This is a genomic window from Xanthomonas sp. GPE 39 (genome assembly GCF_000963005.1).
GTDB lineage: Bacteria > Pseudomonadota > Gammaproteobacteria > Xanthomonadales > Xanthomonadaceae > Xanthomonas_A.
The window spans coordinates 396,087-410,841 of the sequence record NZ_JZHZ01000007.1; the positions used below are offsets into that span (position 1 = coordinate 396,087).

The window sequence follows — 14,755 nt, forward strand, 5'->3', positions numbered from 1 at the left end:
CGGTCTGGTGGGTGGGTGCGCCATGTGCGGGTACGTGCGCTATAGCGCCGGCCTCGGACGTGGCGGCGGTATCGGTACCTGTGTGGGACCGATCCGGTTGACGTAACAGAGTCGCGAAGCTGGGACGTGGTGGCGTGGGATCGGGCATGCGCAAACGTGACGACGGCAAGGACGCTATTCAAGCATGGGCGCAGAGGCTGTGCTGCGCCAGACACTGCCACCGCGCGCTTGGCGCGGTGGCGAGTGTAGTGGGTTGCTCACGTTCATTTGCAAACAAGACGAGGCATCGGGTTACCGGCTAGCGCGGATGGTGCGTTGCGCTATCGGTACTGCTGATGTCATCGCTCGGGTTGGAGTGACCTGCCGACGATGGGGCGGTTGTGCCGTGCGCGCGATGGGGTCATCGTCGGCCACTCCGTCCATCTCGGAGGCGATGGCACCGGATTCAGGTGCGGCGCACGCCGTCGATGCGCATCCAGTCGCCGTCCTGCTCGGTGCGCAATTGGTCGAACCACGCGGCATAACGCTGCAACAGGTCCTGTTCCTGCCCGTGCAGGATGCCAGAGAGCGCGATGCGTCCGCCTGGGGCGACGCGGGCGGCCAGGGTCGGTGCCAGCGTGTCCAGCGCCGAGGCGAGGATGTTGGCGACCACCACTGGATAGGTCGCGGTGGGTTCGTCATGCGGCAGATACACCGCCAGGCGCGCACCGACGGCGTTGCGCTCGGCGTTGTCGTGGCTCGCCAGTAGTGCTTGTGGGTCGTTGTCCACGCCGACGGCTGCCGCTGCGCCCAGCTTCAGCGCGGCCAGCGCCAGGATCCCCGAGCCGCAGCCGAAATCCAGCACCCGCGCTTGGGTCAACGCGCCGTCGGCGGCGAGTGCGTCCAGCCAGCGCAGGCACAGCGCGGTGGTCGGGTGGGTGCCAGAACCGAATGCCAGACCGGGGTCCAGACGCACTACGGCGGCGTCGCTGCCGCTGGCCTCCTCCGGTAGCGCGTGGTTCCACGGCACGATGAAGGTGCGTGCGCCGAAGCGCATCGGCTGGAACTGATCCAGCCAGGCGCGTTCCCAGTCCTGGTCGTCGACTTTGCGGAAAGTGGCCTGGCTCCAGTCCAGCCCGGGGTCGAACGCATCCAGCGCGGCCAGCAACAACAACGCGTCCTGCTCCTCAGGGAATAGCGCACTGAGAACCAATGTGCCCCACAGTGGTGTTTCGCCCACGCCTGGTTCCAGAATCGCGCGTTCGTTGCTGGTGTCGGCATCGGCATCGAGCAAGGTGACGGCCAGCGCACCGACATCCTCCAGCGCAGTCTCGTAACGGGGCTGGGTCGCGTCGGTGCAGCGCAGGGTCAGTTCGAGGAACGGCATCGGTCGGCGGGCAATCAGGGGAGTGAGGGCGAGTCGCGGACTCGGAACTTGGCCTTTTCCAGGTGTAAGCCGCAGGTGGTGCTGTCATGGCGGCGGCATACAGGGCCAACGGCATGTTGCTACGTGCGATGGCGGCAACGCCTTGCCGCTTTTTTCGTCACGGTATTGGAGCGCAATTTGGCTCCGGAGCGCATGTCGCTGTCCGGAGCCACTGGCTTCATCACACCAGCGCGATGGACTTGTTCTTGCGCTCGGCCAGACGTTTTTCCAGGTAGTGGATGTTCTGTCCACCAGCCTGGAAACCCTTATCGCGCATGATCCGCTGCTGTAGCGGAATGTTGGTCTTGATGCCGTCCACCACCATCTCGCTCAGCGCCACGCGCATGCGCGCGATCGCGGTCTCGCGGTCGGGGCCATGCACGATCAACTTGCCGATCATCGAGTCGTAGTTCGGCGGCACTTTGTAGCCGCTGTAGATGTGCGTGTCCACGCGCACGCCGGGGCCACCGGGTGGGTGGAAGCCGGTGATCAGGCCCGGATTGGGCATGAAGGTTTCCGGATCCTCGGCGTTGATGCGGCACTCGATCGCATGACCACGCAGCACGATGTCTTTTTGCTTGATGCTTAGCTTGTGCCCGGCCGCAATACGCAACTGTTCGCAGACCAGGTCGATGCCGGTGATGCGCTCGGTGACGGGGTGCTCGACCTGGATGCGGGTGTTCATTTCGATGAAGTAAAAGCGCCCGTTTTCGAACAGGAACTCGAAGGTGCCGGCACCGCGATAGCCGATGCGGATGCAGGCGTCCACGCACACCTTGCCGATTTCGTTGCGCAGTTCCTCGGTAATGCCCGGCGCTGGCGCTTCCTCGACCACTTTTTGATGGCGACGCTGCATCGAGCAGTCGCGCTCGCCCAGGTGGATGGCATTGCCCTGGCCATCGGCCAGTACCTGGATTTCCACATGGCGTGGATTCTCCAGGAATTTCTCCATGTACACCTGGTCGTTGCTGAAAGCGGCCTTGGCTTCGGATTTGGTGGTCTCGATCGCGGCCTTCAATGCCGCCTCCGAATGCACCACGCGCATGCCGCGACCGCCGCCGCCGCCAGCGGCCTTGATAATCACCGGATAGCCGATTTCGCGCGCAATCTTGGTGTTGGCGACGATGTCCTCGCCCAGCGGGCCACCCGAGCCGGGCACGCACGGCACGCCAGCGGCCTTCATCGCGCGAATCGCTTCCACCTTGTCGCCCATCAGACGGATGGTGTCGGCCTTGGGGCCGATGAAGATGAAGCCGGACTGCTCCACGCGTTCGGCGAAGTCGGCGTTCTCCGACAGGAAGCCGTAGCCGGGATGGATCGCTTGCGCGTCGGTGACTTCGGCCGCCGCGATCAGTGCCGGGATATTGAGGTAGCTCTCCGACGACGCGGCCGGGCCGATACACACCGACTCGTCGGCCATGGCCACGTGCTTGAGGTTGCGGTCCACGGTGGAATGCACCGCGACCGTGCGGATGCCCAGCGTATGGCACGCGCGCAGGATGCGCAGGGCGATTTCGCCGCGATTGGCGATGACGACTTTATCTAGCATGGGAAAGGATTCCGAACGCGGGATGTGGTTCTGGACGTGGGATTGCGAGGCGCTGGACGCGGAAAAGCAAATTGGCGCGCAGGCGCTTGCTTTTCCGCGTCACAGGTCCCGGTCCTGCGTCCCGGCGCTTCAACCGATCACGAACAGTGGCTGATCGAACTCCACGGGTTGGCCGCTTTCGCCCAGGATCGCCACGATGGTGCCGGCGACGTCGGCTTCGATCGGGTTGAACATCTTCATCGCTTCGATGATCGCCAGCGTCTCGCCGATCTTCACCGTCTGGCCGACGCTGACGAACGCGGGCTTGTCCGGGGATGGGGAGGTATAGAAGGTGCCGACCATCGGCGCACGCAGCACGTGGCCCTCGGGCAGGGCGTTGCCGGGCTTGGCGCTGCCGCCGGTGGAGGCTTCGGTTGGCGAATGCATCGGCATTGCGGCGGTCGGCGCAGGCGCAGCCACCGGCGCTGCGGCGACGTACTGCGGCGCGCTGCCGGCCATCCCCTTGGGCGTGCGCGCCAGGCGCACACTTTCCTCGCCTTCCTTGATCTCGATCTCGGCGAGATTGGATTCTTCCAGCAGGTCGATCAGCTTCTTGATTTTGCGCAGATCCATAACGGCCTCGTGAGGTGAATCGGAATAAAGACCGGGCGTGCGGCCCGGCGACTTAGATGGGAGTGCGGCGTGCTGGCATGGCGCATGCGGTCGCTTCCAGCCGTGTCAGCGCCGCGTCCATCGCATAGCGGTAGCTATCTGCGCCGAACCCGCAGACCACGCCGACCGCGTGATCGCTGAAATAGCTGTGGTGGCGGAATGGCTCGCGGCTGTGCGGATTGGACAGGTGGATTTCGATGAACGGAATCGCCACCGCCGCCAGCGCATCGCGCAGCGCCACCGAGGTGTGGGTGAATGCGGCCGGGTTGATTAGGATGAACGCGGTACCGTCCTCGCGTGCGGCTTGCACCCGCTCCACCAGCACATGCTCGGCGTTGGACTGCAGGCTGTCCAACTGGTAACCCGCCGCGCCGGCCTGGGCCAGCAGGGCTGCATCGATCTGCGCCAGCGTGGTGTGCCCGTACACGTCCGGCTCGCGGCTGCCGAGCAGGTTGAGGTTGGGGCCATGCAGCAGCAGCAGTCGGGACATCGAGGGCACAACATTGGAAAGGGCGGCAGTCTGCGCGAAGCCGGCATTGCTGTCCAGTTCGGCGAAGTTGCAGATGTTTTAAGCGTCCGTTTGATTTCCTCGATTCCCTGCTGCGCTGCGCCAGGTCAGCGTCCACGATCATGCCGTGAGCGTGGACGCGCCACGGTTCCATCCGTGCGGGATCGCCTGCGTTGTGTCGCTCAATGCGCTGGCGAGTGGCCGTCGCGTGTCCAGCGCTCGGCCTCGCCTGCGGCGAACGGACCGAGTTTTTGTTTCACAATGCGGCCATCGGCGTCGATCAGCACGCTATACGGCAATAAGCCCTGAGTGTCGCCCAGGCGCACGCTGGCGTCGGCCGGGCCGGGAGGCTCCAGCGCGATCGGGTAGCTGATCGGTATCCGTTGCAGCAATGCGCGCACATCCTCGACCCGGTCCAGGGCGATACCCAACACCTGCAGGCCGCCTTGGTTTGGCGTGCGTGCCAGACGGTCCACTTCTGGTATTTCACGCACGCATTGTTCGCACCAACTGGCCCAGACGTTGACCAACAGCGGCCTGCCACGGAACTGCGCCAGACTGATGTGCTCGCCATTGAGCGTGGTGAGTTGCAGCGCTGGTGCGCGTTTGCCGTGTCGCACGTCCAACGCGTGTGCGGCGATCAATCCCAGCACCGCCGCGACCACTGCGACCACGAGCAGGCGTTCCGGCGTGGCGGTCATCGCGCCGCGCGTAGCAGCGCGTCTTCGACCACGGCCTGGGTCAGCATTGGCGGCAGCACGGTTGGCGGTGCGCCAGGACCGTAGACCACGTACAGCGGCACACCGACCGCCTTGTGCTCGGCGAGGAAGGCGCTGATGCGCTGGTCCTCGTTGGTCCAGTCGCCCTTCATGTACACCGCGTCCACGCGTTTGAGCGTGTCGCGGAACGCGTCGCTGCGGAAGACGTTGCGCTCGTTGGCCTTGCAGGTGACGCACCAGTCCGCGGTCATGTTGACGAACACCACGCGGTTGTCGGTGCGCAGACGGTCGAGCATCTCCGGCGAATAGGCCACGGTATTGCCCTCTTCCACCGTGGCACTGGGGGGGGGCAGTCGGGTCACGCCCCAGGCCGGCAGCAGCGCCAGCAGCAGCAATACGCTGGCCGCGCGCATGCCCCACGTATGGCCGTGCCAGCGTGCGCGTTCGAACCACCACAGGCCCAGGGCCAGTAGCGTGGTGCCGATCAACAGCAGGGCGACCGCGTCTACGCCGCGCTGCTTGCCCAGCACCCACAGCAGCCAGATCGCGGTCAGGTACATCGGGAACGCCAGCACCTGCTTGAGCGTTTCCATCCATGCGCCCGGCTTGGGTAGGCGCGTGGCAAGGGACGGTACGAAGCCGATCAACAGGAATGGCAGCGCCAGGCCCAGGCCGAGGGTCAGGAACACCAGCATGGCTGTGGCTGGCGGGGCGGTCAGTGCATAGCCCAGTGCCGGACCCATGAATGGCCCGATACAGGCACTAGACACCACGCAGGCCAGTACGCCGGTGAAGAAATCCCCGACCGGTCCGCTGCGCGCCGAGAGCGACTGACCCAGGCCGCCGAGATTGGTGCTGAGGGTGAAGACGCCGGACAGGCTGAGCCCGACCACGAACATCAGATACACCAGGACCGCGACGAAGCCCGGACGCTGCAATTGGAACCCCCATAGCAGGCGCGCAGCCACGGCGATACCGCCGACCACGGCGAAGGAGGTCAAGACTCCCATGGTGTACCAGAGCGCATGGCGGCGAGCGCGGCTGCGGCTTTCGCCGCTTTGCGCCAAGCCCAGAACCTTCAACGATAGGATCGGCAGCACGCAGGGCAACAGGTTCAGCACCAAGCCCCCGCCCAATGCCAGCAGTAGGATCCACAGCAGGTTTTGCGGTGCGGGCGGCGTCGCGGCGTGGCTTGCGTCACGGTACGCCGGGGCATCCGGCGCAGGCTTGGGCGCAGGCGCTGTCGTTTGGCTGGCGGCGGTCGTCGCGTCGTTGGCGTCACTCTGGCTGCTGTCCAGCGGAGTCACCATGAGCGGGGTGACCGCTGCTTGATCGGGCGAAGTGAGCTTGCCCTTGGGCAGCGACAGCTTCACCCGCCGGGTCATGGGCGGATAGCAGATGCCATTGGTCTGACAGCCCTGGAAGGTCGTCACCAAGGTCGCTTCGGCGGCATTGGTGCGTTGTCGTTGCAGCGGCACGGTCACTTCGCTTTGGTCGAAGTACACCACCACATTGCCGAAGTGCTCGTCCTGGTGCGAGCGGCCCGGCGGCCAACGCGGTATGCCGGTGCGAATGCCGGGGGCACCTTCCAGTACCAGCGCGGTGCGGTCGCGGTACAGGTAATAGCCGGGTGCAGGCGTGAAGCGCAACAGCAAGGTATTGCCGTCGCTGACGATGGCTTCGAAGCCGAATGCCTGATCCGATGGCAGCGGCAGGCCCTGCAGCATGTCGGTCGCTGCACTGGTGCCGAGCAGCGGTTTTTCCTCGTTATCGGAGTGGTTGTCTACTAGTGCAGATTTGCTGGGCGGCACCGCATCCGCGGCAACGGCCGCCGGTAGCGCCACATCGAGCATGCGTTTCTGTGGCGGGTAGCACACGCCGGCGTCGGCGCAGCCCTGGTAGCGCACTTCCAGTTGAAGGTGCTTGGTGCCGGGGTCGGCAATGCCGCTCTGCACTGCGGTCAGTTCGTCGCGGTAGGTCTCCACTTCGCCGAAATACGGATCGATCTTTTTGTGTCCGGCTGGCAATTGCAGGGTCGGGTTAGGTTTGAAGTCACCGATCACCCGGACTGCGATCCGGTGCCGATACAGGTAGTAACCCTTGGCAATGTCCCAGTGCAGCACGATGCGGCCGCGTTCGGGCGCTTGCGCGCTCAGCACGAAGGCCTTGTCCACCGGCAGCAGGTCTTTTTCGCTGATCGCCAGGGCGGGGAAGGCGGCCATGGCCAGCAGGCACACAGCGACGATACGTTGCAGCAAGGTCATTGGCTTATGGTTCCTCACGGGTTTCGGCATGCAGCCATTGCAGGTAGGCGGGCAGGCCATCGGCGACCTCGACTTCGACCAGCTCAGGGACAGCATAGGGGTGCAGTTCGCACAGCCGCTGCCGTAGCGCAGGCAGGCGGTCGGCAGCGGTTTTGATCAGCAGCAGTACTTCCTCGGCCTGTTCCACCGTGCCCTGCCAGCGGTAAGTGGAGTGCAGGCCTGGTAGGCGGCTCACGCATGCGGCCAGCCGCTCGTCGACCAGCGTTCGTGCGATCCGCGCGGCGCAGGCCGGATCGGGGCAGGTGCTGAACAATAGGCGGAGCGCGGGCATGACCATATAGGCCACAGTATAGGGACGCCCAATCGGGCTGTGGTGGCGCCCGGAGCGATGTTCGATGTCCTGGCGTGGAGAACGGTGGGTGCGAAAATTTTTTGCTCTCGCCCCTTGAAAGCCTGTCGCTTGGCACTACATCTTGCGCATCCCGGCGTGCCGGGTTTTTTCGCGAGCGTTGCTGGCACTCGTCATGTGCGAGTGCTAATGCCGCCTAATTTCACTAGACTAATCAATCATTTAAGAGGCCCCTCTCAATGAGCATCAAGCCGCTTCACGACCGCGTCGTAGTCAAGCCGATCGAAGCCGACGAAATCTCCGCCGGCGGCATCGTGATCCCGGATTCGGCCAAAGAAAAGTCCACCAAGGGCGAAGTCGTGGCCATCGGCCAAGGCAAGCCGCTGGACAACGGCAGCGTGCGCGCGCCGGCGCTGAAGGTTGGCGACAAGGTCATCTACGGCCAGTACGCCGGTTCCAGCTACAAGTCCGAAGGCGTCGAGTACAAGGTGCTGCGCGAAGACGACATCCTGGCCATCGTCGGCTAAAGGCGCTCACGCCGGGCCAGGAGCTGGATGCGCTGTGCGCTCCGGCCCTCCTAAGCCCTGCTGGCTGTCGATTCCTAAATCCCCAAATCACGCATTACTGGAGTTACCCATATGGCTGCCAAAGATATCCGTTTCGGTGAAGACGCCCGTTCGCGCATGGTGCGCGGTGTCAATATCCTCGCCAATGCCGTCAAGGCGACCCTTGGCCCGAAGGGCCGCAACGTCGTGCTCGAGAAGAGCTTCGGTGCCCCGACCATCACCAAGGACGGCGTCTCCGTTGCCAAGGAAATCGAGCTGGCGGACAAGTTCGAGAACATGGGCGCGCAGATGGTGAAGGAAGTCGCCTCCAAGACCTCCGACAACGCCGGCGACGGCACCACCACCGCCACCGTGCTGGCGCAGGCGCTGATCCGCGAAGGCTCCAAGGCCGTCGCTGCCGGCATGAACCCGATGGACCTCAAGCGCGGTATCGACAAGGCCGTTGAGGCTGCCGTGGCTGAACTGAAGAAGATCAGCAAGCCCACCGCCGATGACAAGGCCATCGCTCAGGTCGGCACCATTTCGGCCAACTCCGATAAGGCGATCGGCGACATCATCGCCGATGCGATGAAGAAGGTCGGCAAGAAGGGCGTGATCACGGTCGAGGAAGGCTCGGGCCTGGACAACGAGCTGGACGTGGTCGAGGGCATGCAGTTCGACCGCGGCTACCTGTCGCCGTACTTCATCAACAACCAGCAGAGCCAGTCGGCCGACCTGGACGATCCGTTCATCCTGCTGCACGACAAGAAGATCTCCAACGTGCGTGACCTGCTGCCGCTGCTGGAAGGCGTGGCCAAAGCGGGTAAGCCGCTGCTGATCGTCGCCGAGGAAGTGGAAGGCGAGGCGCTGGCGACCCTGGTGGTCAACACCATCCGTGGCATCGTCAAGGTCGTGGCGGTCAAGGCGCCGGGCTTCGGCGACCGTCGCAAGGCGATGTTGGAAGACATGGCCGTGCTGACCGGCGGCACCGTGATCTCCGATGAAGTGGGCCTGTCGCTGGAGAAGGCTACCCTCAAGGATCTGGGCCGCGCCAAGAAGGTGCAGGTCTCCAAAGAAAACACCACCATCATCGATGGCGTCGGCGATACCGCCGGGATCGAGTCGCGCATCAAGCAGATCGAATCGCAGATCGCCGAGACCTCGTCGGACTACGACAAAGAGAAGCTGCAAGAGCGCATGGCCAAGCTGGCTGGCGGCGTGGCGGTGATCAAGGTCGGCGCTGCCACCGAGATCGAAATGAAAGAAAAGAAGGCGCGCGTCGAAGACGCCCTGCACGCCACCCGTGCGGCGGTGGAAGAAGGCGTGGTCCCCGGCGGTGGCGTGGCCCTGGTGCGTGCGTTGAGCGCGATCGGTTCGCTCAAGGGCGATAACGAAGATCAGACCCACGGTGTGCAGATCGCGCTGCGTGCGATGGAAGCACCGCTGCGCGAGATCGTCACCAACGCCGGCGAAGAGCCGTCGGTGATCCTCAACAAAGTCAAGGAAGGCACCGGCAACTTCGGTTACGACGCCGCCACCGGCCAGTTCGGCGACATGGTTGCGTTCGGTATCCTGGATCCGACCAAGGTGACCCGTCTGGCCCTGCTGAATGCGTCCTCGATCGCCGGCCTGATGATCACCACCGAAGCGATGGTGGCCGAAGCGCCGAAGAAGGAAGAGCCGGCCGCCGGCGGTGGCATGGGCGGTGGCATGGGCGGCATGGGCGGCATGGATTTCTGATCCAGCCGGCGCGAGCCGACCAGTCATACGTAGTCGAAAAAGCCCCGCAGCGATGCGGGGCTTTTTTCGTTGCCGGCCACGTTGTGCATGGTCATGGGGTGGCATGCCGATGCGCGATAAGCCTTGCTATTACAGCACGCATGGCGCAATCGGGCTGTTGCGTTCTGCCAATCCGATGGGCAGATCCTCCGGGGTTGTCGCCAGGTGAGGGCGTCTGCTCGAACGAGATCGGCGCGTTGCGGCAATGCGGCGGGAATCGGTGTGAGCGACGGCGAATCGCGCATAACGTCGAAACCGTCTACAGGCATCGCGTTGCAGTGTGTTGACAGGGTTGTCGACGACATGCAGGTTAGGGCGCACGGGTGCCCAGGGGAGCTGCACGCACCCGCATGTTCGTCCTTTTTCTTTGCGTCGTCGTCGGCGCAGCGTGGCGCGTGCCGGTGGCACGCGCGATGCTGCTGTGGGCGCGCGAGGCGGTGAACAGGACGCTGCACACCGCCGCTTTGCGACGGTACTTCCATCTTTGCCGCAGGGGATAGCGCATGCACCACACCCGATCTTTCACCATGCTTGCCTTGGGCATCGCACTGGCGTTGCACACCGTGTCCGACGCATGGGCGCAAAGCACCAGTACCGATGCCGATGCTACCGATCTTGGTCAGGTCGTGGTCACCGGCTCGCGGATCAAACGCGCCGAGGTGGAAGGGGTCCAGCCGGTGGTGGTGATCAGTGCGCAGCAGATCCAACAGGAAGGTTTCCTGACCGTCTACGACGTGCTCAAGACGATGAACCAGCAGGGCAGCGTCGAGGCCGATACCAAATACGGTTCGCATACGCCCAACGCCGCGCCGATCAACCTGCGCGATCTCGGTCCAGGGCGCACGCTGTTGTTGGTCAACGGCCATCGCGTCGCCGATTATCCGCAGCCCTATGCCGGCGAGAGCAACTTCGCCAACTTCGCCAACATTCCCTCTGCGGCAGTGGAACGGATCGAGATCCTCACTGGCGGCGCATCGGCGATCTACGGTTCCGATGCCGTGGCCGGCGTTATCAACGTGATCTTGAAAAAGGGCTACAAGGGCAACCAGGTACGCTTGCGTGGCGGCACCGCGACCGAAGGTGGGCGCGATGTGTTCGACCTGTCCTGGGTCGGTGGTCACGGCGGCGACAAGTGGAATCTCACCTATGCGTTGCAGTGGACGCGGCGCGATCCGCTGTCGGTGGGCGAACGGCCGAAGATGGACTCTCAAAACGACGAGTCGTATAGCAACTGGACCGCGCAGGCGCGCAAATACGGCTTCAATCCGTTCACGGGGCTGAGCCTGGTCGATGCCGATAGCAATCGACGTCTGGCTCCGCCCAGCGGCACCTGCGCGCGCTTCGGTGGTCAGTTCATCGATGCGCAGCGGCTGAGCTATGACTACAACAGCGATACGGTGCGCAATCGCGGTGGTTATTGCGGGATGGCCCATGACTACGCCGACTGGATGGCGGCCAAGGGCGGCGACAACGGCTCGGCGTATCTGTACGGCACGTTCGATTTCGACAACGGCGTGCAGGCCTGGAGCACGCTATCGACGACCAAGAGCCGGGGTTACTGGACCTATGATCCGCCCTACGTCTACCTCGGGCCATTCCACGACACCGGGAGCAATCGCAACCTGTACGCGATCCGCCAGTTGACCCGCTACGAATCCGGCGGCTGGAAGAACCTGGCCAATATCACCGATGAATTCTCTTGGGATCTGAGCGCCGGCTTCAAGGGACGCCTTGCTGACCGCTTCGATTGGGAAGTCGCGGTCGGTCGTGCGCGCTATACCGTCGATGAGTACGTGCGCACGGTGGATACCCAGAAGGCCACCGACTACTTCCTCGGCCCGCAACTGGGCAGTACCGCCGACGGAACGCCGATCTACACGCTCAACGAAAATCGCTGGTACCAGCCACTCACCGGCGCGCAGTACAACGCGTTGGCGGTCAAAGCGGAAAACCGCGCTGATTCGTGGGTCAACCAGGCCAGCGCCAACATCACCGGCGAGCTGATTCAGGGGTGGGCTGGGCCGATCAAATTCGCCGCCGTCGGTGAAGTCGCCAAGCAAGGCTACCGACTGGTGCCGGATCCGTGCGCCAACGATTGCTATCCACTGGATGTGGTCGATCATGGCGGTGGCGAACGCTTGCGTTATTCCGGCGGTCTCGAATTCGATGTGCCGCTGCTGTCCTCGCTCAATGCCAGCCTGGCGGCGCGTCACGACCGTTATGGCGACTACCGCTCCTACAGCAGCGATCTCGGCGCAGCCATCGGCACTCAGCGTGACACCACCTGGAGCGCTGGGCTGGAATGGCGGCCGCTCAGCACGCTGCTGTTGCGCGGTAGTGTTGCCACCAGTTTCCGCGCACCGGACATGCAATACGTGCTCGGCGAACCCAGCTCGACCCAGCAAACAGTGATCGATCAATACCGCTGCATCCAGAAGGGGTATTACCTCACCGGCGCCTGCAACGCCGAGAACAGCGACATCTACTACTTGATGCAGGTCAATCGTCGCGGCACCCCGGACCTGGAATCGGAACACGGACGCTCGGTGACCGCTGGTTTTGTCTGGGATATCGCCGAAGGTCTGTCGTTGACCACGGATTACTACAAGATCCGCCTGCAAGACATGATCAAAGACCTTAACCGCGACGAGATTCTCACCGGCGAGGCAGGGTGCCGCACCGGCCTGACCACCGCCGGTGGCGTGTGGGTCAATCCCGGTGGCGCCGAATACTGCGCGCGTATCGTCTCGCGCGTGTCGCGCGATGCCGCTGGCCGCGTGACCGGCATCGAACAAGGGCCGATCAACATCGCGCAGATGCGTGTGTCCGGTATCGACGCTGCATTGAAGTACCGATTGAGCACAGCGCAATGGGGCAACTTCAGCTTCGCGCTGGATTACAACAACCTGATCGGTTATCACGAACAGACCTACCGCATCGACGACGACAAGAACCTGCGCGATCAGAAGATCCGCACCAAATTACGCGGCAGCGTGCATTGGGAAAATGGCGGTCCGCTGGATCTGACCGTGTATGGCAAACGCTTCGGTTCCACCGAGGCGGTGAACTGGGGCACCTGCGCGCGCTTCGACGATGGGTATCAGCCCAGTCCCTCGAACGAATGCCGGGTCAGCGATAGTGCTAATCGCCATTTTGGCCAGAGCACCGCGCGCTACTTCGGTCGCGTTGGCCCAGCGTTGTATTGGAACCTCACCGCCGGTTATCGCATCACGCCGACGATGAAGGTCAACCTGTACGTCAACAATGTGTTCAACACCGTCGGTTACGACAACAAAGAGCGCTACTACGGCTATCAGTTCTACAACACCACGCTGTACGACGCGGTCGGTCGCGAAGTGGCGGTGGAGTATGTGCTGAATTTTTAACTGCGATGCCGCGCAGCTCGATCACATTGCGGTCGCGCTGGCTTGCGTTTCCCGCGTGATGGGGTGCGGTGCTTGGCAACGCGATGCAAGGGATGCTTTTTGATGTCGCGTATGGCGAGTCCTCGGTGCCTGCATCACCGTCGCATCGGTTGCATCGGCAACTGTGGCGCTCTTCGCGACCCTGTGTTATCAATGTTGAACATGAACGCTTCCTGCCGCAGCTTTTACTTTTGGTATTACGATTTTCCGATGCCGCTGGCGGAGGAAGGATCGCGTTCAAGCTGAGGACCACTTCAGCCGCCATCCCGAAAGCCGCCAGCGAACCTGGCGGCTTTTTTCATGCCGCTGGACCTGGCACCCCCAGTCACCAGATGAGAATGCACATGGCTCCCCATACCGACGATTTGCGCATCCGTAGGATCGAACCGCTCATCCCGCCCTCGCAACTGCTGGCGTTGTTGCCCTGCGATGAGAGCGCTTCGCAGACCGTCGCCAGCGCGCGCGCGGCGCTGCACGCGATCCTACACGGCGACGACGACCGTTTGGCGGTGGTCATTGGTCCCTGCTCGATCCACGACCCGGTGGCGGCGCTGGAGTATGCGCAGCGTCTGCGCCCGCTGCGCGACACCTATGGCGATGCGTTGGAGATCGTGATGCGGGTGTACTTCGAGAAGCCACGCACGACGGTCGGCTGGAAGGGCTTGATCAACGATCCGGACCTCGATGGCAGCTTCGATATCAACAAGGGCCTGCGGCTAGCGCGCGGCCTGTTGCGCGATATCAACCGCCTGGGCCTGCCTGCTGGGGTGGAATTCCTCGACATCATCTCGCCGCAATACATCGCCGATCTGGTGGCCTGGGGCGCGATTGGCGCGCGCACCACCGAAAGTCAGGTGCATCGCGAGATGGCTTCCGGGCTGTCGTGTCCGGTCGGTTTCAAGAACGGCACCAGCGGCGACGTTAAAATCGCTGTCGATGCAGTCGGCGCGGTCTCGCATCCGCATCATTTCCTGGCTGTGACCAAAGACGGGCACACCGCCGTCGCGGCCACTGCGGGGAATCCGGATTGCCATGTGATCCTGCGCGGCGGCACCCAACCCAACTACGATGCCGATAGCGTTGCCGCCGCTGCGCAGATATTGGGAAAAGCCGGTTTGCCGGCGCGGCTGATGATCGATGCCAGCCACGCCAACAGCGCCAAGAATCCGGAGAATCAGCCCAAGGTGATCGACAACATCGCCAGCCAGCTCGAAGCCGGACAGTCCCGTATTGTTGGCGCGATGATAGAAAGTCATTTGCGTGGTGGTCGTCAGGATCTGCGCCCTGGCCAGCCGCTGGTGTACGGTCAGAGCATCACCGACGGCTGCATCGATTGGGACACCTCGGTGCAGGTGCTGGAACGCTTAGCGCAGGCCGTGCGGGCGCGGCGCCGTGCGCGAACGGCGCAGGCGGCCTGAGTGCGGCATCGGTATCGTGCGTAATGCCCGGTAATGCCACTGGAAAACAGAGCCGGCCGCGCCGTCGATGCCGAAGGGAGAGAACTTCGGCATCGGCGGCTGCACGCCGGTGGTGACGTTATCCATCGGCGTGGTGACACCGG

General features: G+C 63.6%; 12 protein-coding genes. 4 read left to right on the forward strand and 8 right to left on the reverse strand.

Annotation, left to right across the window (positions count from 1 at the left end):
* Positions 1–445: 445 nt before the first annotated feature.
* From prmA to cutA, 7 genes are all read right to left on the reverse strand, one after another.
* Positions 446–1,366: a 50S ribosomal protein L11 methyltransferase gene (prmA, locus tag XALGPE39_RS01515; RefSeq protein ID WP_045726698.1), complete on the reverse strand. Its 921-nt coding sequence runs from the start codon at positions 1,364–1,366 to the stop codon at positions 446–448.
* 220 nt (positions 1,367–1,586) lie between these two features.
* Positions 1,587–2,954: an acetyl-CoA carboxylase biotin carboxylase subunit gene (accC, locus tag XALGPE39_RS01520; protein ID WP_045726699.1), complete on the reverse strand. Its 1,368-nt coding sequence runs from the start codon at positions 2,952–2,954 to the stop codon at positions 1,587–1,589.
* Positions 2,955–3,083: 129 nt separating this feature from the next.
* Positions 3,084–3,566, reverse strand: a complete 483-nt coding sequence (accB, locus tag XALGPE39_RS01525) for an acetyl-CoA carboxylase biotin carboxyl carrier protein (RefSeq protein ID WP_045726700.1) — start codon at positions 3,564–3,566, stop codon at positions 3,084–3,086.
* A 52-nt stretch (positions 3,567–3,618) separates the two neighbouring features.
* The gene (aroQ, locus tag XALGPE39_RS01530) at positions 3,619–4,095 is read right to left on the reverse strand and encodes a type II 3-dehydroquinate dehydratase (protein ID WP_045726701.1); all 477 of its coding nucleotides are present in this window, start codon (positions 4,093–4,095) and stop codon (positions 3,619–3,621) included.
* 200 nt (positions 4,096–4,295) lie between these two features.
* Entirely contained in the window at positions 4,296–4,814 is a 519-nt protein-coding gene (locus XALGPE39_RS01535) for a TlpA disulfide reductase family protein (protein WP_082061797.1), read from the reverse strand.
* Positions 4,811–7,096: a protein-disulfide reductase DsbD gene (locus tag XALGPE39_RS01540; protein WP_045726702.1), complete on the reverse strand. Its 2,286-nt coding sequence runs from the start codon at positions 7,094–7,096 to the stop codon at positions 4,811–4,813. Before XALGPE39_RS01540 ends, XALGPE39_RS01535 begins: the two co-directional genes overlap by 4 nt.
* Before the next feature lie 4 nt (positions 7,097–7,100).
* Positions 7,101–7,433 (reverse strand): divalent-cation tolerance protein CutA, encoded by a 333-nt coding sequence (gene cutA / locus XALGPE39_RS01545; RefSeq protein WP_045726703.1) that lies wholly within the window; start codon positions 7,431–7,433, stop codon positions 7,101–7,103.
* A gap of 251 nt (positions 7,434–7,684) precedes the next feature.
* Between cutA and XALGPE39_RS01550 the strand changes: the two genes are divergently transcribed.
* Together XALGPE39_RS01550 and groL are read left to right on the forward strand one after the other, a co-directional pair.
* Positions 7,685–7,972, forward strand: a complete 288-nt coding sequence (locus XALGPE39_RS01550; RefSeq protein WP_045726704.1) for a co-chaperone GroES — start codon at positions 7,685–7,687, stop codon at positions 7,970–7,972.
* 111 nt (positions 7,973–8,083) lie between these two features.
* Complete coding sequence (gene groL / locus XALGPE39_RS01555; RefSeq protein WP_045726705.1) at positions 8,084–9,730, forward strand: chaperonin GroEL; 1,647 nt, start codon at positions 8,084–8,086, stop codon at positions 9,728–9,730.
* A 23-nt stretch (positions 9,731–9,753) separates the two neighbouring features.
* On the opposite strand, the gene XALGPE39_RS16335 is transcribed toward groL, so the two are convergent.
* Entirely contained in the window at positions 9,754–10,074 is a 321-nt protein-coding gene (locus tag XALGPE39_RS16335; protein ID WP_235429727.1) for a hypothetical protein, read from the reverse strand.
* Between the two features lie 198 nt (positions 10,075–10,272).
* Here XALGPE39_RS16335 and XALGPE39_RS01560 point away from each other — a divergent pair, with 198 nt between their 5' ends.
* Together XALGPE39_RS01560 and XALGPE39_RS01565 are read left to right on the forward strand one after the other, a co-directional pair.
* Positions 10,273–13,155, forward strand: a complete 2,883-nt coding sequence (locus tag XALGPE39_RS01560; RefSeq protein WP_152624794.1) for a TonB-dependent receptor — start codon at positions 10,273–10,275, stop codon at positions 13,153–13,155.
* 383 nt (positions 13,156–13,538) lie between these two features.
* Complete coding sequence (locus XALGPE39_RS01565) at positions 13,539–14,612, forward strand: 3-deoxy-7-phosphoheptulonate synthase (RefSeq protein ID WP_045726707.1); 1,074 nt, start codon at positions 13,539–13,541, stop codon at positions 14,610–14,612.
* Positions 14,613–14,755: the final 143 nt, after the last annotated feature.

What these genes read in the sequence shown, in the direction of transcription:
- prmA (WP_045726698.1), bottom strand. Translation starts at nt 1,366, where the DNA reads ATGCCGTTCCTCGAACTGACCCTGCGCTGCACCGACGCGACCCAGCCC.
- accC (WP_045726699.1), bottom strand. Translation starts at nt 2,954, where the DNA reads ATGCTAGATAAAGTCGTCATCGCCAATCGCGGCGAAATCGCCCTGCGC.
- accB (WP_045726700.1), bottom strand. Translation starts at nt 3,566, where the DNA reads ATGGATCTGCGCAAAATCAAGAAGCTGATCGACCTGCTGGAAGAATCC.
- aroQ (WP_045726701.1), bottom strand. Translation starts at nt 4,095, where the DNA reads ATGTCCCGACTGCTGCTGCTGCATGGCCCCAACCTCAACCTGCTCGGC.
- XALGPE39_RS01535 (WP_082061797.1), bottom strand. Translation starts at nt 4,814, where the DNA reads ATGACCGCCACGCCGGAACGCCTGCTCGTGGTCGCAGTGGTCGCGGCG.
- XALGPE39_RS01540 (WP_045726702.1), bottom strand. Translation starts at nt 7,096, where the DNA reads ATGACCTTGCTGCAACGTATCGTCGCTGTGTGCCTGCTGGCCATGGCC.
- cutA (WP_045726703.1), bottom strand. Translation starts at nt 7,433, where the DNA reads ATGGTCATGCCCGCGCTCCGCCTATTGTTCAGCACCTGCCCCGATCCG.
- XALGPE39_RS01550 (WP_045726704.1), top strand. Translation starts at nt 7,685, where the DNA reads ATGAGCATCAAGCCGCTTCACGACCGCGTCGTAGTCAAGCCGATCGAA.
- groL (WP_045726705.1), top strand. Translation starts at nt 8,084, where the DNA reads ATGGCTGCCAAAGATATCCGTTTCGGTGAAGACGCCCGTTCGCGCATG.
- XALGPE39_RS16335 (WP_235429727.1), bottom strand. Translation starts at nt 10,074, where the DNA reads ATGTCGTCGACAACCCTGTCAACACACTGCAACGCGATGCCTGTAGAC.
- XALGPE39_RS01560 (WP_152624794.1), top strand. Translation starts at nt 10,273, where the DNA reads ATGCACCACACCCGATCTTTCACCATGCTTGCCTTGGGCATCGCACTG.
- XALGPE39_RS01565 (WP_045726707.1), top strand. Translation starts at nt 13,539, where the DNA reads ATGGCTCCCCATACCGACGATTTGCGCATCCGTAGGATCGAACCGCTC.